At 33.6% G+C, this 17,856-nt stretch carries 19 protein-coding genes; 7 read left to right on the top strand and 12 right to left on the bottom strand.

Annotation, left to right across the window (positions count from 1 at the left end):
* Positions 1-2 precede the first annotated feature (2 nt).
* The 3 genes from E0I26_RS12845 to E0I26_RS12835 form a co-directional block, all read right to left on the bottom strand.
* Entirely contained in the window at positions 3-371 is a 369-nt protein-coding gene (locus tag E0I26_RS12845) for a response regulator transcription factor (RefSeq protein WP_131916867.1), read from the bottom strand.
* 529 nt (positions 372-900) lie between these two features.
* Entirely contained in the window at positions 901-1,677 is a 777-nt protein-coding gene (locus tag E0I26_RS12840; protein ID WP_131916866.1) for a TIGR02757 family protein, read from the bottom strand.
* Positions 1,678-1,867: 190 nt separating this feature from the next.
* The gene (locus E0I26_RS12835; protein ID WP_131916865.1) at positions 1,868-2,530 is read right to left on the bottom strand and encodes an ABC transporter ATP-binding protein; all 663 of its coding nucleotides are present in this window, start codon (positions 2,528-2,530) and stop codon (positions 1,868-1,870) included.
* Positions 2,531-2,775: 245 nt separating this feature from the next.
* Here E0I26_RS12835 and msrA point away from each other — a divergent pair, with 245 nt between their 5' ends.
* Together msrA and E0I26_RS12825 are read left to right on the top strand one after the other, a co-directional pair.
* Entirely contained in the window at positions 2,776-3,324 is a 549-nt protein-coding gene (gene msrA, locus E0I26_RS12830) for a peptide-methionine (S)-S-oxide reductase MsrA (RefSeq protein ID WP_131916933.1), read from the top strand.
* A gap of 43 nt (positions 3,325-3,367) precedes the next feature.
* A complete protein-coding gene (locus E0I26_RS12825) occupies positions 3,368-3,667 on the top strand; it encodes a hypothetical protein (protein ID WP_131916864.1) in 300 nt (99 codons plus the stop codon).
* 14 nt (positions 3,668-3,681) lie between these two features.
* Here the strand turns inward: E0I26_RS12825 and E0I26_RS12820 are convergent, their stop codons facing one another.
* The 6 genes from E0I26_RS12820 to E0I26_RS12795 form a co-directional block, all read right to left on the bottom strand.
* Positions 3,682-3,984, bottom strand: coding sequence for a DUF6787 family protein (locus E0I26_RS12820; RefSeq protein WP_131916863.1), 303 nt, complete (start codon positions 3,982-3,984; stop codon positions 3,682-3,684).
* Positions 3,985-4,016: 32 nt separating this feature from the next.
* Complete coding sequence (locus tag E0I26_RS12815) at positions 4,017-4,451, bottom strand: DUF6146 family protein (RefSeq protein ID WP_131916862.1); 435 nt, start codon at positions 4,449-4,451, stop codon at positions 4,017-4,019.
* Between the two features lie 117 nt (positions 4,452-4,568).
* Positions 4,569-5,132, bottom strand: coding sequence for a DUF937 domain-containing protein (locus E0I26_RS12810; RefSeq protein ID WP_131916861.1), 564 nt, complete (start codon positions 5,130-5,132; stop codon positions 4,569-4,571).
* Positions 5,133-5,228: 96 nt separating this feature from the next.
* A complete protein-coding gene (locus tag E0I26_RS12805) occupies positions 5,229-6,179 on the bottom strand; it encodes a D-2-hydroxyacid dehydrogenase (protein ID WP_131916860.1) in 951 nt (316 codons plus the stop codon).
* 155 nt (positions 6,180-6,334) lie between these two features.
* Positions 6,335-7,405, bottom strand: a complete 1,071-nt coding sequence (serC, locus tag E0I26_RS12800) for a 3-phosphoserine/phosphohydroxythreonine transaminase (RefSeq protein ID WP_131916859.1) — start codon at positions 7,403-7,405, stop codon at positions 6,335-6,337.
* Between the two features lie 93 nt (positions 7,406-7,498).
* Complete coding sequence (locus tag E0I26_RS12795) at positions 7,499-8,557, bottom strand: acyl-CoA reductase (protein ID WP_131916858.1); 1,059 nt, start codon at positions 8,555-8,557, stop codon at positions 7,499-7,501.
* 134 nt (positions 8,558-8,691) lie between these two features.
* On the opposite strand from E0I26_RS12795, the gene E0I26_RS12790 reads away from it, so the two are divergent.
* On the top strand, positions 8,692-9,042 hold the full coding sequence (locus E0I26_RS12790) for a 4Fe-4S dicluster domain-containing protein (RefSeq protein ID WP_131909957.1): 351 nt from the start codon (positions 8,692-8,694) through the stop codon (positions 9,040-9,042).
* 71 nt (positions 9,043-9,113) lie between these two features.
* On the opposite strand, the gene E0I26_RS12785 is transcribed toward E0I26_RS12790, so the two are convergent.
* The 3 genes from E0I26_RS12785 to E0I26_RS12775 form a co-directional block, all read right to left on the bottom strand.
* The gene (locus E0I26_RS12785; protein ID WP_131916857.1) at positions 9,114-9,650 is read right to left on the bottom strand and encodes a hypothetical protein; all 537 of its coding nucleotides are present in this window, start codon (positions 9,648-9,650) and stop codon (positions 9,114-9,116) included.
* 117 nt (positions 9,651-9,767) lie between these two features.
* The gene (locus tag E0I26_RS12780; RefSeq protein ID WP_131916856.1) at positions 9,768-10,508 is read right to left on the bottom strand and encodes a class I SAM-dependent DNA methyltransferase; all 741 of its coding nucleotides are present in this window, start codon (positions 10,506-10,508) and stop codon (positions 9,768-9,770) included.
* A 95-nt stretch (positions 10,509-10,603) separates the two neighbouring features.
* Positions 10,604-13,468: a TonB-dependent receptor gene (locus tag E0I26_RS12775; protein WP_131916855.1), complete on the bottom strand. Its 2,865-nt coding sequence runs from the start codon at positions 13,466-13,468 to the stop codon at positions 10,604-10,606.
* Positions 13,469-13,691: 223 nt separating this feature from the next.
* Here E0I26_RS12775 and ychF point away from each other — a divergent pair, with 223 nt between their 5' ends.
* The 4 genes from ychF (at position 13,692) to E0I26_RS16530 (ending at position 17,844) form a co-directional block, all read left to right on the top strand.
* Positions 13,692-14,786 (top strand): redox-regulated ATPase YchF, encoded by a 1,095-nt coding sequence (gene ychF / locus E0I26_RS12770; protein WP_131916854.1) that lies wholly within the window; start codon positions 13,692-13,694, stop codon positions 14,784-14,786.
* A 321-nt stretch (positions 14,787-15,107) separates the two neighbouring features.
* Entirely contained in the window at positions 15,108-15,629 is a 522-nt protein-coding gene (locus E0I26_RS12765; RefSeq protein ID WP_131916853.1) for an NADPH-dependent FMN reductase, read from the top strand.
* A 155-nt stretch (positions 15,630-15,784) separates the two neighbouring features.
* Positions 15,785-17,647, top strand: coding sequence for a DNA topoisomerase IV subunit B (locus E0I26_RS12760; RefSeq protein WP_131916852.1), 1,863 nt, complete (start codon positions 15,785-15,787; stop codon positions 17,645-17,647).
* Positions 17,648-17,658: 11 nt separating this feature from the next.
* Positions 17,659-17,844: a hypothetical protein gene (locus E0I26_RS16530; protein WP_165929451.1), complete on the top strand. Its 186-nt coding sequence runs from the start codon at positions 17,659-17,661 to the stop codon at positions 17,842-17,844.
* Positions 17,845-17,856 lie beyond the last annotated feature (12 nt).

Genomic DNA, 17,856 nt, shown 5'->3' with positions numbered 1-17,856 from the left:
TATTAAATCAGCAATCTTTTTACCCGGATTACTAATTCATGCGGACTTAAAGGCTTACTCATAAAATCAGTAGCGCCCAAATCAAATGCTTTAAGTACGATTTCTTCTTGCCCTGCTGATGAAAAAACGATAATTGGAGTTTGTAAATTCAATTTGTTTCTTACATGACTGATTACTTCTAGTCCGCTAACAAAAGGCATCATAATATCGGTCAAAATTAATTCCGGTTTGTGCTCTTCAATTAATTCAATTGCTTGTTTTCCGTCTATTGCTATAAGAAGTTCATATCCTTCTTTTTCCAATCTAAATTTCAGTAGTAATGAAAGGACTGAATTATCTTCGGCTAAAACTATTTTTTTGCTGTTACCCATTAGTCTTATTGGTTTGAATTAAGTAACAGGAACGATATGTTGTCGTATTTTATAGTGCCAAACCTCAATAACTACAGAGGTTGCCTCTAAGAACAAATACGACATTATTTCAATCACATTACTTAAGTTAATAATTCAGATTTAAAATGCTGAAAAAATAATTGGTTAATAGTATTATTAATTACCCTTTTTATTTTGTTCTAAGTAGACTCGACTTATTTATAATTTGAGTTTTTATTTGTTTAGTGATTTTTTTAATAAAAAAAGTTATCATTTTTAACTTTATTTTATTAGTAATTTTACTAATCAAATATAATGTAATTTTTTTGAAAACATCCGATAAAGTGCAAAAAAAATAGATTAAGTGTTTAAAAGTGAGTTAAATAGTATGATTTTAAATAAAATTTCAACAAAATTTACACTTCAATTTTTTATAAAAAGAATATTTTATAAAAATTAAAGGCATCTTTTTAATCAAATTTTTTACTTTTCTGAAAATTGGGATAATCGATTTTTAGATTAGAGAAACTTAAAATTTTTCGAAAACACCCAATCCAAATAATGCAAAGTCATATTTAGCGGGATCAGTCGGGTCGAATTCACGTAGTCTTAAATCTAATTCGGCTAATGCTTTTGCATCATTTTGTTTTCGGGTCAGCAATCCTAATTTTCGCGCTACATTACCGGAATGCACATCCAAAGGACAGGATAAAGAAGCTGGAGAAATACTTTTCCATATTCCTAAATCGACACCTTTAGTGTCTTGGCGCACCATCCAGCGTAAATACATGTTGATTCGCTTGGCGGCAGAATTGTTCAGAGGGTCTGAAATGTGTTTTTGAGTTCTATATTGATGCGGGATTTCAAAAAAAGTTTTCTTGAATTCATGAATGCTTTTTTGCATTGAATCGGTCCCGACGCTTCGGGATTGATTGGTACTAAAAACAGCTTCCAATCCGTTGTGGTTTTTATAAATATGCTGTAAACTTCTGATAAAGCTTGCGAAATCCTGTCCGTTAAAAGTCCGATGGACAAAAGTTTCTAGTCGCTCCAAATCATTTTCGGTATGTGACATAACAAAATCATAAGGTGCATTCCCCATTAAATCCATCATTTTATGGGAATTTTTGATAATCATTTTGCGATTGCCCCAAGCTATTGTAGCACTTAGAAAACCGGCGATTTCGATATCCTCTTTTTGTGAAAATAAATGCGGAATTTGGACAGGATCACTTTCTATGAAGTCAAGTGTGTTGTACTGTATCACTTTTTCGTCGAGGAAGGATTTGAGTTCAGAATGATTCATAATTGAAACGCAGATGACACAGATTAAAAAAAAACATTACAGATTACAGCAAATACGTTTAGCCCAGATTACTTCACTTGATTTCTATTTTCATAGGAGTTCAGTGAACTTCGTTTGCAGTGTAAATCCTTTCTAGTCCTGAACTTGTTTCAGGACTAGAAAGGTTGCAACGTATAGCTGGAAATAGCTCCTAATTACTAATTTGTCCATCTATCATTACTAGCTTTCTATCGGCCATATTCGCTAAATCTTCATTATGGGTCACAATAACAAAGGTTTGTCCCAACTCATCACGCAATTTAAAGAATAATTGATGCAGGTTTTCAGCCGAAGCAGTATCGAGATTTCCCGAAGGTTCATCTGCAAAAATGATTGCCGGTTTGTTGATTAATGCTCTTGCGACAGCCACACGTTGTTGTTCTCCGCCGGAAAGTTCATTGGGTTTATGATTCATTCGATGGGAAAGTCCAAGATACGTCAGCAGTTTTTTTGCTTCTATCTCTGTTTCCAGTTTTGATTTATTGGCAATAAAAGCGGGAATACAAACATTTTCTAATGCCGTAAATTCCGGTAATAATTGATGAAATTGAAAAATAAAACCTAAATTTAGATTTCTGAATTTAGATAAGTTTTTGTCATTCATAGTCAGAATGTCTTCATTGTTGATGCGCAATTCAATTCCATTTTCAACGGTCGGCTTGTCTAAAGTTCCAAGGATTTGCAAAAGTGTCGTTTTTCCGGCTCCCGAAGCACCAACGATAGAGACAATTTCTCCTTTTTGAATATGTAAATCAACCCCTTTCAACACATGTAGTTGATCGTAATATTTATGTAGATTTTTGGCTTGTATCATTTTGAAACTGTTTTCACAAAGAAACAAAGATTTTAATGATTATTAAATGCATCGCCATATATTTTGCTTTGACAAAATATAAACTTTAGTTAATATCGGATAATCGGTTCGTTTTAATGAATAAATTTGATTCTAAATCGGGAATGATGAAAAAAATAATTGGAATTTTTCTGGCACTATTGCCTTTTTCATTTTGTGCGAAAGAAAAGAATAGTACTGTGCCGAAAAGTAAAGAAACAAAAAATATGGAAATACAAAACGGATTGGAAATTGCAACCTTTGCAGGAGGTTGTTTTTGGTGTACCGAAGCAGTTTTTTTAGAATTGGCGGGAGTGAAAAAAGTTGTTTCGGGATATATTGGCGGCAATACTGTAAACCCAACGTACAAGGATATTTGCAATGGAGATACCGGTCATGCGGAAGCTATTGAAATTACTTTTGATCCTAACGAAATAAGTTTTGGAGAACTATTGGAAATATTTTTTGCCACACATGATCCTACTACGTTAAATCGTCAGGGAAATGATGTTGGGACACAATATCGTAGTGAGGTTTTTTACCACAATCCTATTCAAAAGCAACTCTCCGAAGATTACATCGCTTTGATGACCAGCGAGAATACATTTGGCAAACCAATTGTAACCAAGATTTCTGCGGCTTCTAAATTTTACGAAGCCGAAGACTATCATCAAAACTATTACAATCAAAACAAAACACAAGGATATTGCAGTTATGTAATTACTCCAAAAATTGAGAAACTGAAAAAAGTGTATCAAGACAAGCTTAAAAAATAATTGGCATTGGATTTGTACAATTTTCTGAAAAATTGAAATAGATATGACAGAGCAAGCACAGGTTATAACAGAAAACAATAAAACTAGAAATCTTATATTAGGAATTCTCTTTGATGCAATAGGATTGCTATCGTTTACAGTTCCGCTGGTTGGTGAGTTCTCCGATGTGATTTGGGCACCTTTGGCAGGGTTTCTAATGACTTGGATGTATAAAGGAACCATAGGACGAGTAGGAGGAGTCGTCACTTTTCTGGAAGAAATTTTACCCTTTTCGGATTTTATACCAACGTTTACATTAACTTGGATTTATAAGTATTGGATTAAAAACAAAAGCGCCTCGTAATTGAGGCGTTTTTGTTATTCTTTAAAAAGAAATCCCAATCCCATGCGTTTCAGCATCTTTTTTTCGAATGCCCAAAAGAATTTGAACTGCCCGAAAAGAAATCCAATTAGGACTAAAAGCACTTGGTATATTGGAAAAATTAAAATTAATCGCACTGGTGTAAACCAATAACCCAAATCTGATTTTGTAATTCCCAACCAAAAACAAAATGGTTTTGACAGCCAAGCCGAAGCCGAACCGGTAATTGCAAAAACGATAAATATGATGGTGAGTTGGAAATTAGTGTCTATCCCCCAACGTTGTTTTAGTTTGTTCATTTTTATTTATAATGATTACAAATATAGTAACATTATCTTATGGGGACATAACCAAAAAGTTTTTGTTTGTACGTGTTTTGAAAATAAATCATGTAATTATAAATCAAATAATTTACTTCATATCCATAATCAATGTTAGAATCATAGTTGATTGTCATTTCATACAGATTGGGATTATATCGTTGCGGTTGTAAAACACGACTGTTCCATTCGCTAATCCAAATTCGATTTTTGTTTTCTAAATAAGATTGGGAATGATAGTTTCGCGGTAAAGCTCTTGAGCTAAGCCACGAACTAAAACCGGGATCAATAATAATCACTTCGTATTCAAGGGCATCGTTGGCAATTCGTACGGTATCGCCTTTAGTTGCAATTGGTTTGTCTGTTTTTGAAAAACTTGAATTTGAAGTTTTACAACTAAAAAGAGAAACTAAAATAATCGCTAATAGGTAAACACTATTTTTCATAATCAGAAAATTGAATATTAAATTTACAAAATTAAATGGTTTGTCAGTAATGTTTTAACATAAAAAAATCATCTGCAACGAGTAGATGATTTTTTATAGATATTTTTTGTTTTTTAATTATTTTCCAAAAAGTTTGCCTAGTAAGCTACCTAATCCACCACCTTTTTTTGTCACCGCTGACATGGCATCGCCTAGATCTACTTTACCATCTGCATTTTGGTCTAAACCAAATTGACCTCCGTATTTAGATATAGCATCCATTACGCCTGAATTCTGGGTACTATTACCAGAAATAGCCGCTATCACATCTGAAATTTGAAAACTACTATCATTTGGGTCTTTAGCTTTATTGACTAACGAGCCTAAAATTTGTGGAATTAAACTTCCTGCAACACCAGAGGCAGTTTCACTGTTGATACCAAATTTTTCGCCTAAGTTCCCGGTAAGCTCTTCGGTGAGTTTTTGCACCACAGGATTTGAACTGTCTTGAGCATTATTTCCTTGAAATAAACCTGCAAGTTGATCTGCTCCGCCTTCTGAAACTATTTTCTGTAATCCAGAAAAAATAGAATTACTGGCTTCAGTAATAACCGCTTCATTTTGCTCGTTTGGAATAGCGTTATTTTTAACAACTGATTCGACCCCAAACTGTTGTGCTAATTGTGTTAATTGTTCAAACATGAATAGTGTTTTTAGATTAGAAATCAAATTTAATAAAAAAAGGGATTTATTAAACAAAGTTAATAAATCCCTTTTTATTTATTTAGTCAAAAAATACTAGCCTAATATGCTAATGATTTGTTGTGCTAATTCAGTACCAATTCTGTCTTGAGCTTCTCCTGTTGCTGCTCCAATATGTGGAGTCAACGAGATTTTATGATTCATTAAAATAGCCATTTCAGGAGTTGGTTCGTTTTCAAAAACGTCTAATCCAGCGAATAATACTTTTCCGCTGTCTAATGCTTTTACTAATGCAACTTCGTCAATAACACCACCACGAGCACAGTTTACAATACCTACACCGTCTTTCATGATTGCCAATTCTTTCTCTCCAATGATGTAGCCATCTTGAGCAGGAACGTGTAAAGTGATGAAATCAGCTTCTTTGAATAAAGATTCCAATGATTGCGAAACGATAGTAGTTGTAATCGATTGACCGTCAAAAAACTCCACTTTAACATCAACTTGTGGGATAAACATATCCGCAGCAATTACTTTCATTCCTAAACCTAATGCCATTTTAGCTGTAGCTTGACCAATACGGCCAATTCCGACTACTCCAAGCGTTTTTCCTCTTAATTCAACACCGTTTGCATAGGCCTTTTTCAAACCTTCAAAGTTTGTATCTCCTTCAAGAGGCATATTTCTATTAGAATCATGTAAAAAACGAACACCGGAAAATAAGTGTGCAAAAACCAATTCTGCCACTGATTCTGATGACGAAGCCGGAGTATTGATCACGTGAATTCCTTTGCTTTTAGCATAATCCACATCAATATTATCCATTCCTACACCACCACGGCCTATGATTTTTAATCCTGGGCAAGCGTCAATGATATCTTTACGAACTTTAGTCGCACTTCTTACCAAAACTACACTTACATTATTTTCGTTTACAAAATTAGCTACTTGTTCTTGAGCTACTTTTGTAGTTATAACTTCAAATCCACCTTTTTCTAAAGCTAGAATTCCACTTTTTGAAATTCCATCGTTGGCTAATACTTTCATTTGTGTTTATTTGTTTATTCAGTTATTTATTTAATCGTATTTTGGATAAAAAATAACTGAATTATTAATTAATTTGATTGTTGGTTTAAATAATTAAATCAACATGATATTATTTTCTTTGGTTATTTCGATTAAACAAATAACCAAATCAACGATTAAACTTTTGACTCTAATTCTTTCATTACATCAACTAATACTTGAACACTTTCTAATGGAAGTGCATTGTACATAGAAGCTCTGTAACCACCTACGGAACGATGTCCAGGTAATCCAGATATTCCTGCTGCTTTCCACATCGCATCAAATGTTGGAGCATGCGCTTCATCATTTAATAAGAAAGTGGCATTCATATTGGAACGGTCTTCAACAACTGCAGCTCCTTTGAATAATGGGTTTCTGTCTATTTCTGTATAAAGTAATGCCGCTTTAGCATTGTTTATTTTTTCAATAGCAGCAATTCCACCAAGGTTTTTCAACCATTGTAATGTCAATAATGAAGCATAAACGGGGAAAACAGGAGGAGTATTATACATACTTTCTGCTTTGATGTGTTTAGTATAATCCAACATACTTGGGATAATTCGGTCGTTTTTAGCAAGAATTTCTTCTTTTACAACAACCAAAGTAGTTCCTGCTGGGCCCATATTTTTTTGTGCTCCTGCATAAATTAAATCAAATTTAGAAAAATCCAATTCTCTTGAAAAAATATCAGAGCTCATGTCACATACAAGAGGCATATCAACTGACGGAAATTCCTTCATTTGTGTACCAAAAATCGTATTGTTACTCGTACAGTGGAAATAATCAGCATCTGCAGGTACAGTATATCCTTTTGGAATGTGATTGTAATTTTGTTCTTTAGAAGAAGCTACAACAACGGTATCTCCAAAAAGTTTTGCTTCTTTTATAGCGCCTGAAGCCCATGTTCCTGTATCAAGATAAGCCGCTTTTCCGCCTTCTTTCATTAAGTTATAAGGAACCATCAAAAATTCTAAACTGGCTCCGCCAGCAAGAAATAATGCTTGATAACCTTTGCCTTCAAGGCCTAAAAGTTCAATAACAATTGCTCTAGCCTCATCCATAACGGCAACGAAGTCTTTGCTTCTATGCGAAATTTCTAAAAGAGATAACCCGGAATCGTTAAAATTTAAAATTGCTTGTGCTGATTTTTCGAAAACTTCTTGTGGTAAAATACAAGGTCCTGCGCTGTAGTTGTGTTTTTTCATGGTGTAGTTTAAGTCCAAAAAATTAAAGTGCAAATTTCGGGAATAGGAATTTAAAAGGCGTTAATTAATTCGAAATAATTGAACATATTTCAACTATGTTGTTAACAAAAACGAAATAGTATCGATGTTATCTGCGTAATTCCACAATTTAGGTTTTTGGGTTTGCCCAAAACCAATGCTGTTCTCTATAAGATTGTCACTTACAATGCACTGAATTTGCTCATTTTCTGATTGTAATCTTATTTTCAAATCATTGATGTCGTCATAAAACTCATAAAACACACTAGAAATAGGTGAGGCATGACTTTGATCTTCTTTTATTGTCAAAAAACCATTGTCTAATAATTTAAAATTACTCATCAGGAAAACGGCTTTATTGTAATCGTAATTATTAGCATATTTTTCATAATGTATCACGTCTTGGTATTCGAATATTGCTTCAAAAAAGGCGTCAAATGAGTATCCTTTTGGAACAAAAAGTTTAGAAACATTGCGACAACCCAATCCAAAATATCGGAATATATCTTCCCCTAAAGCAGTTAGTTGCTCTTTGGTTTCTTTTCCATTCAAAACTGCAATTGAGTTTCTGCTTTTTCGAATGATAGAAGGTTTGTTTTTGAAATAATATTCAAAATAACGGGCTGTATTATTGCTTCCTGTAGCTATTACAGCATCAAAATTTTCTAATTTCCCTTCTACAAAAGTGATGTTGTTGGCTAATTCAGAATCAACTGCAATGATGTATTTTGCCAAAAAAGGCAACAAATGTTGGTCATTTGATGATGTTTTTACTAATACATTATTTCCTGTGATCAAAACCGAAAGAAAATCATGAAAACCCACCAACGGAATATTTCCGGCAAGAATTAAGGCGATGTTTTTAGGTTCATTTATTGGAAAATCATAAGCAGAAAGCCATTGATTTAAGTTTTCTGCAGTTAATGCTTCTGCCCAAGATTGAATAGCAAAATACACTTGTTCCGGCGTATACCATCCATTGTGGGATTGAGATAATTTTATTAATTCGATAAAATCATCAAAAAACAGATCGTTGTGCAAAACAGTTGGATTCTTAGAAGTATTATCTTCGGAAAATTGACTTAAGAATTTCCCTAATTCAACAAAAACACTTTTTTTTGTTTCTAATGTCATAATGTTTGCTTATGAATAGTTTTGATTGTAATTTTGCACAAAAATAAGGATAAAGTAATTAGGCATTGTTAAAAAAACATAAGTTTTAAAAACAAACTTTAAACCTAAAATTTTATACTTTAAAACAAAGAACAATGGCAATTATTATAACAGACGAATGTATCAATTGTGGTGCTTGTGAACCAGAGTGCCCAAATACAGCAATATACGAAGGAGCAGATGATTGGAGATATAAAGACGGAACAAAACTGAAAGGAAAAGTAATTTTACCTGATGGTTCCGAAATAGATTCTGATGAAGCTCAAACTCCAATTTCTGACGAAGTGTATTACATTGTGCCAGGGAAATGTACCGAGTGTAAAGGTTTTCACGATGAGCCGCAATGTGCTGCAGTATGTCCTGTAGACTGTTGTATTCCGGATGATAATCATGTAGAAAGCGAAGAAACGTTACTAAACAGACAAGCGTTTTTACATAACGAATAACATATAATCCTGAATTGGGTTAAAAAAAATCCTGAGTGCGAACTCAGGATTTTTTTGTTTTAACTGTTTTTTTATTCTTTAACTATGATAAAAATCTCCTTGTTTATTTTATCCGTTTGCTCATCATAGGATTCTAAAACTAGATTTCCATTGGTATCAAAATAAGCAAATGATGTTTTGTTTTTTGCTTTATAAATATAATTATTATTTGATGTTTTTCTCAAAATGGCTGTTTTCTCACTGTTGGGCAAATACATGTTATATCCACTTTCAGCTAGTTTAACCTGATATTTTTCTCCGTTTAAATCATAATAAGCTGATCTGTCAATGTCAACAATATTTGTAACTCCATTTGTAGTAATTGTAGTAATTGCAGTAACTTCAACTGGTGTTTCTTTTCTTTCTTTGTTTAAAACATTAGATTCGGCGTCTTTTAATTCAATTTTTTGAATTTCTTTTACTTCTTGAGTTTTTATTGATTTTTTCTGACCATCAGAATTTTTTACAGTAGTAACTGTCGTTTTAACTTCCGATTTAACATTTTTATTTTGAGCTTGAATATTTACTGAAAATAGAAAAGCAACCATTCCAAGAATTATAGTTTTCATAATATTTAATTTTGTGATTAATATGAAACAAATTTACAATCCTCTGGCTGAGTACTTGTTACGTAATTATGATAAAAGATTATATAATTTACATAAAGGGAGATAAAAACTATGTTTTTATTTTTGTCTAGCAACAATTACAAAAGTGTCATACGCATAGGTTTTTCGGTCAATTGTTCTAATGATTTCAAAGTCATTTAGATATAAAAACAATTGTATTTCATTTAAGGTAAAAACGCGAACTGTAGAAAAATCGTCTGCAATTATTTCTTTTTCATCATTTTTAAGGGTATAATATTGTGCGGTCCACTCCAGCATAAAATTTTCTGACGAAGTTGTTTTCCAGTTGCTGTTTCTATAATATTTTACTCCATCATATTCAGCTTTGTGAATTATGATTTCATTTTCTTTGGTGAAAGGAATAAATCGATTGGCATCAATAAAATCAAAAATGATAATTCCGTCTTTATTTAGGTTTTTATGAATAGAGTCAAAAGTATTGTTCACATCTTCATTTGTTATTAAATAACTGGTGGAGCGCCCCGTAATTAGGATGCAATCAACCGGTTTTTCAAGTTCAAACTCTCTCATGTCGCCATGTATGAAAGTGCCGTTTTTATTCCTCTCTTTGGCAATCGCAATCATACTTTGACTATAATCCAGACCAATGTAATCTTGATTGTTTTCCTGAAATCGTTTGGCAAGATTTCCTGTGCCGCTTCCAATCTCCAGTATGGTTTTACAATTGTTTTCTTGGATTAAACTATTATAAAAATGATACTCTTCATCATAATCGATAAAGGTTTGGTACATAGCATCAAAAATTGCCGCCATTTTTCCGTCGTAAAGATTTGCCATGATATTTGTATATTAAGTACTAAATTTAGGGAGAATAAACGAAATAAAAAAAGGACTGTCGAAAGACAGCCCTTTTAAATTATTCGATAACCGAATTAGAATTTATAGTTTAAAGATAAATTAAACATAGTTCCTAATTGGCTAAAGTGATATCCGTCATACGTCATTTGAGAATAACGTTGGTTGAAAGTGATTAAGTTAGATTGATTTTTTACTTGAGCAGGATCTGCTAATATTGCAGTTCCAGCTGCGTTTTCTGCTTTGAATTTCCATTCAGGAAGTACATTCAACAAGTTATTTACATTCAATGCCAAAGTTAATTTGTCAGTAGCAGAGAAAGTAATTCCTAAATCTGTAACAATTTTAGGAGTGAATTCAGTTCTTAAATTAGAATCTAAACCAGCTTGTTTAAATGTAGATTTTCCAAAATAAGTGTTGTTAAGAGAAAAGCCAAATTTTCCAACTTCGTAGTTTGCTCCTAAAATCCATTTTGTTTCTGGTCTGGAAGTAAACATTAATGCATCTAGTGTTGCACTAAAATTGTTGCTTTTTACTGGAGAGATTCTTTCATTTTGAAAAGTTATGTTTCCAGATAAATTGAATCCAAGTTTTCCAGTTCCTAATTCGATGTTGTTGTAATTGGCAACCACATCTAAACCTGAAGTTCTAGAGTCAAATGAGTTTTCAAACCAAGCAACATCTCCAAAAGTAGTAGGTACAATGTCTCCTAAAACGATTCTGTCTTCCACTTTAATGTTATAGTAATCGATAGTGAAATTAAAGTTTTTCATAGGTTTTGCTCCAATTCCTATAGTGATGTTTGTTGATTTCTCAGCGTCTAAACGATCAATTCCTAATTGGCGCGCTTGTGGAGAAACGTTATTTATAATTCCACTAACTTGAATTCCTTCTCCGGGAACGAATGAATATTGTGATTTTTGAGTGTAAATTTGGTGTAACGTAGGTGCTCTAAATCCAGTAGAAATAGATCCTCTTAATGTAACTTTGTCATCTAAAAATTTATATCTAGAACTCAATTTCCAAACCGTTGCGCCTCCAAAATCGCTATAGTCTTCGTAACGAACGGTACCATTTATTAAGAAATCTTCAGTTACGTCATAAGCAAGGTCAAAATAAGCACCTAAATTATAACGGTTCCATTTTCCTGAATTTTCAGGTCTGTTACCAGCGAATGAATCAGCTCCCATTCCTTCCCAAGATACTTTATCGCCTTCAGTTACTTCAAAAGTTTCTGTTCTAAACTCAGAACCAAAACCAATACTGATTTTATCCGACAATACTTTAGAGATGTCTAAATTACCTACAACATGGTTGAAAGAAGTTCCTCCAGGTTTGAAGGTTATCGGACTGTTTTCTTGGTAAATGTTTTGCCCGGTGATTGGATCAGTTAATCCAGATCTATTTTGTGAGTTTTCTACGGTATAGGTTTGTGTATTGCCACCAACAGTAATACTGGCATCGGTATTCCAATCGTTTTTTGTTGATTTATAACCTAAAGTAGCGTTATAATCGTTTAAGTCTCCTGTAAATGTTGGTACATAGCCTTTGTAAGAAGCTGCCGTTCCGTTACCAAAGAAATCCTTTAAATAGGTAGGATAAGCTTCTGAAGTACTCCAATCTGAGATACTGGCATTTTCAAAGGGATTTTTTATTGATCTCCAATATGGTGTTCTGTAGTTCGCAAAAGAGTTTACTTTTTTGTACACATAAGCAGCATTATAATACAATTGTGTTTCATCGGATAACTCAAATCCACCGTTTACCAAGAATTTTGCAGAAGCTGTTTCTGGAGAACCATTGATGTTTCCTCCATCAGGTTTTTCTTTTAAAAAATCATCAACGGCTTGCCTACCTGCAATATTTCCCTGATTTATAGTGGCAAATTTTGCATTGTAATCTGCAGAACCTTGGTATGAGCTAAAAGTTGCTTCTTTTTGAGCTTCTGTCATTCCAGTTATGTCTGTTCCTCCAAGAGTATTATCTTTATTAATATAACTACCGTATGCAGCAGGGTTTATTTTAACAAAATCATTAAAATCTCCTTCTGCATCTACTTTACCTGGTCTATTAGCCAAGTTTACTTTAGAAAAATCGACTGTATAATTTACAAATCCTTTTTCTCCTACAGTAGAGCCATTGTTCAAACTTACGCCTAACATTTCGCCATCACCTTCAGAAGTCATGCCACTTCTTACAGTTACAGATCCACCGTTTGTATTCTTTTTCAAGATAATATTCATAACTCCTGCAATAGCATCAGAACCATATTGAGCCGAAGCTCCATCACGAAGTATTTCTACTCTTTCGATAGCGTCAGTAGGAATGGCAGAGATATCAGCCCCTGTTTCTCCACGGCCTGGAGACGTTTGTACGTAAAGTAATGAACTTAAGTTTTTACGTTTTCCGTTGATAAGGATTAAAGTTCTACTAGGTCCCATATTTCTAATTTCATAAGGATCAAGTAATGAAGTTGCATCATTTACAGGCGTTTGAACCGTGTTAAACGAAGGGATTTTGTACTGTAACGCTTTGTCAAAAGAAGCTTGTCCAGTTGATGTCAAATCTTTTGAAGACAATACATCTATTGGAAGTGCGGTTGTTGTATTACTTCTTGGCGCCGTTCTGGTTCCAGTAACTACAACTTCATCCAGATTTTGTCCGCCTTCTTCTGATAAAACAACATTTATAACAGCATCAGTAGCCGCTTTTTCTAATTTAGAAAAACCAACATAACTGAAAACTAAAGTTGCTCCTTCTTTAACTTTTATCTTGTATGCCCCATCGATGTCAGTAGAGACGCCATTCTGAGTCCCTTTTTCAATAATATTAACGCCAATCAAGGCATTACCGGTATTGTCTTTAACAACACCTGAAATTTCTTTTTGTGCAAAAAGAAACGAGACGTTTAATAGGAATAATAATAATGCAAGTTTTTTCATAATAAGTTGAGTTTGGTTGTTTTTTGGTTAGTTAATCGGTGGCAATATAATAATTTTTTAACGTATCATTAACAAATCAATAAAAATTATATAAAAAAATTATCAACTGTGGATTAATGTGCTTTTTTTGGTTTTTCAGCATCTAATAAATCTTATATTTGCAAACTTTTAAAGTAAGTACTAAAACTTTTGGCTGGAAAGGCTGTCAGTAAACAAAAATATCATGAAAGCAGGAATTGTAGGATTACCGAATGTTGGAAAATCAACATTATTCAATTGTTTATCAAATGCAAAAGCGCAAAGTGCCAACTTTCCTTTTTGTACAATCGAGCCTAATATTGGTGTTGTAAATGTTCCGGATTCTAGAATAGAAAAACTGGAAGAATTAGTAAAACCGGAGCGTGTGCAAATGGCGACTGTTGATATCGTTGATATTGCAGGATTGGTAAAAGGAGCCAGTAAAGGAGAAGGCTTGGGAAATCAGTTTCTAGGAAATATTAGAGAGTGTAATGCAATTATTCACGTTTTGCGTTGTTTTGATAACGATAATATTGTTCACGTTGACGGGAATGTAAACCCGATTCGTGACAAAGAAACAATTGATATTGAGTTGCAGTTGAAAGATTTGGAGAATGTTGAAAAACGTTTAGAAAAAGTAAAACGTGCTGCTAAAACTGGAAATAAAGAAGCAATCGTTGAAGAAGCGTTGTTGAATAGAATTAGAGAAACGCTGCTTCAAGCGAAATCAGCGAGAACTATAACGCCACAAAACAATGACGAAGAAGTTTTGATGGAAGGTTTTCAATTGATTACGGCGAAACCAGTATTATATGTTTGTAATGTTGATGAAAATTCGGCAGTTAACGGAAATAAGTATGTAGATCAGGTTCGTGAATTGGTTAAAGATGAAGATGCTGAAGTTATCGTACTTTCTGTAGGTGCTGAAGCTGATATTACCGAATTGGAAAGCTATGAAGAGCGTCAGGTTTTCTTAGAAGATATGGGGTTACAAGAGCCAGGTGCGTCTGTATTGATCCGTGCAGCTTACAAATTATTGAAACAACAAACTTATTTTACGGCAGGAGTTAAAGAAGTTCGTGCTTGGACTATAGATGTTGGTTCAACTGCGCCACAAGCTGCTGGAGTTATTCACACTGATTTTGAAAAAGGATTTATCCGTGCCGAAGTTATTGCTTACGAAGATTTCGTTCATTACGGTTCAGAAGCTAAATGTAAAGAAGCAGGAAAATTCAAGGTGGAAGGAAAAGAATATATCGTTAAAGATGGTGATGTAATGCATTTCCGTTTTAATGTGTAAATAGCTAATAAAATAGCATAAAGAGAAACCTGTAAGAGTAATTTTGCAGGTTTTTTTTTTGTACCTATTCCAGCTTTCCACTTCAAGATTTTCCCATCAATCTCTTTTTCTAAGACAAAAAAGGAGCTTCCTTTGGTCGCTCTTTTTCATCAAGAAAAATAAGATTGATCTGAAAAATGCTTTCTGTTTCTATCTGGGGTAAAATCGATTTAGAAGAAAATGAAATTTCGTTTTTCTTATTTGTTTTCGTAATCTGTGAATCTGCGGACAATAATTTTGTTGTTATTTTATTTTTAGTACTTTTAGTAAAAATAAATCATCATGAAAATTATCGCTTTTGGCGCAAGCCCCAGCAAAAACTCCATCAATAAAAAATTAGCGACGTATGCAGCAAATCTTTTCGAAAATGCTGAAGTTGAGGTGTTGGATTTAAACGATTTTCAAATGCCGATTTTTACCGTTGATATCGAAAAAAAAATAGGTCAACATGAATTAGCAAAAGCTTTCCTGGCTAAAATTGCCACCGCTGATATTTTGGTAGTTTCAATGGCGGAAAATAATGGGAATTATTCAGCGGCTTTCAAAAATGTTTTTGATTGGTGCTCCAGAATTACAGGAAAAGTATTTCAGGAAAAACCCATGTTGTTGATGGCAACTTCTCCAGGAGCCAGAGGTGGAGCAAGCGTATTGGGAATTGCAAAAAACGCATTTCCTTTTTATGGTGGAAATATAAAAGCAACTTTCTCGCTTCCTAGTTTCGATGCTAATTTTGATGTTGTAAACGGTAAGATTTCCAATCCCGAATTGGATAAACAATTGAAAGAAATTATCAAGAATTTTTAAATTTCAATGGCAATATCAATATCAATTTGAAATCTAAAATTGTTAATCCTAAATCAGAAATTAGTTGTCAATATCATTCTTGATAACTTTGATGGCTTCCTATTTTAAATTTTATCGAATTACACTACATTAGCACCAAATCCACAAATTTTACAATGTCCGAACAAAATCAATATACCGAAGATAATATTCGGTCGCTCGACTGGAAAGAACATATTCGCATGCGTCCCGGAATGTATATCGGGAAACTGGGTGATGGTTCTTCTCCGGATGATGGTATTTATATTCTTCTAAAAGAGGTACTCGATAACTGTATCGATGAATTTGTCATGGGTGCCGGTAAAACAATCGAGGTAACAATTAAAGACAAAACGGTTACTGTTCGAGATTATGGACGTGGAATTCCTTTGGGAAAAGTGATTGATGTAGTTTCTAAAATGAATACTGGAGGAAAATACGATTCCTTGGCATTTAAGAAATCTGTTGGTTTAAATGGAGTAGGGACAAAAGCCGTGAATGCTTTGTCTAATTATTTCCGCGTAGAATCTGTTCGGGACGAAAAACAAAAAGCGGCTGAATTCTCTGCTGGAAATCTTGTTCTCGAAGAAGATGTAATTGATACCACGAAGCGAAAAGGAACTAAAGTAACTTTTATTCCGGATGAAGCAATCTTCAAAAATTATAAATTCCGATATGAATATGTAATCAAAATGCTCAAAAACTATTGTTACTTGAACAACGGTTTGACTATTTTATTCAATGGCGAAAAATATTTTTCGGAGAATGGTCTGAAAGATTTATTAGAAGAAACCATTCACGCCGATGATTTGGAATATCCAATCATTCACTTGAAAGGCGATGATATCGAAGTTGCTTTAACACACAGTAAAACCCAATACAGTGAAGAATACCATTCCTTCGTAAACGGACAAAATACTACGCAAGGGGGAACGCACTTAGCAGCTTATCGTGAAGCAATAGTGAAAACTATTCGTGAATTTTATAACAAAAGCTTCGAAGCTTCGGATGTTAGAAAATCCATTGTAAGTGCGGTAAGTATAAAGGTTATGGAACCGGTTTTTGAGTCGCAGACCAAAACTAAATTAGGTTCAACTGATATGGGTTCAGAGCCTGGAATGCCTTCGGTGCGTACTTTTGTAAATGATTTTGTGAAAACCAAATTAGATAATTATTTACACAAGAATCCAGTAACTGCGGATGCTTTACTTCGAAAGATTCTTCAAGCCGAAAGGGAGCGTAAAGAATTATCCGGTATTCGAAAGTTAGCGACAGATCGTGCCAAAAAAGCGAATCTGCACAACAAAAAATTAAGGGATTGTCGTGCACATCTTCCGGATACTAAAAATCCTAAAAATTTAGAGAGTACCCTTTTTATCACTGAGGGAGATTCGGCTTCCGGATCTATTACTAAATCACGGGATGTAAATACACAAGCCGTTTTTAGTCTGCGTGGTAAGCCTTTGAATTCGTATGGAATGAGCAAGAAAATTGTTTATGAAAATGAAGAATTCAATTTATTGCAAGCGGCTTTGGATATTGAAGACGGATTGGAAAAATTGCGTTACAACAATATTGTAATTGCAACCGATGCCGATGTCGATGGAATGCATATTCGATTATTATTGATTACGTTCTTTCTTCAGTTTTTCCCGGAGTTAATCAAAGAAGGGCATTTGTATATTTTGCAAACGCCACTTTTCAGGGTTCGAAACAAGAAAGAAACGATTTACTGTTATTCTGATGAAGAACGTAAAGACGCTATCGAAAAACTAAAACCAAAACCTGAAATCACCCGATTTAAAGGATTAGGAGAAATTTCTCCAGATGAGTTCAAAAATTTCATTGGAGAAACCATTCGTTTAGATCCGGTTATGATGGACAAAAATACTTCTATTGAGCAGTTATTGTCTTTCTATATGGGTAAAAACACTCCGGACAGACAGGAGTTTATCATCAAGAATTTGAAAGTGGAATTAGATGTAATTGAGAAAATTTAAATAGTTATAAAATGCCTACAAAAAGAACACTAATTTTTATCGTTTTATTATTTGTGATTAGTTTTTCAACGACCTTTTTTATTATAAGGAGTAATGATCATAAAGAATGTGATATAGTTATAAAGAAAGAGATGGATAAAAATAGAATTGAGGTTACAAAGGAAGAGCATGTTTGTAAAGAAAAATATTCTTTTTAGAATTTATAAAAC

The organism is Flavobacterium rhamnosiphilum (assembly GCF_004349195.1).
GTDB classification, from domain to species: domain Bacteria; phylum Bacteroidota; class Bacteroidia; order Flavobacteriales; family Flavobacteriaceae; genus Flavobacterium; species Flavobacterium rhamnosiphilum.
Note: the sequence above shows the minus strand (reverse complement) of the source record. Positions and strands in the feature narration are given on the sequence as shown.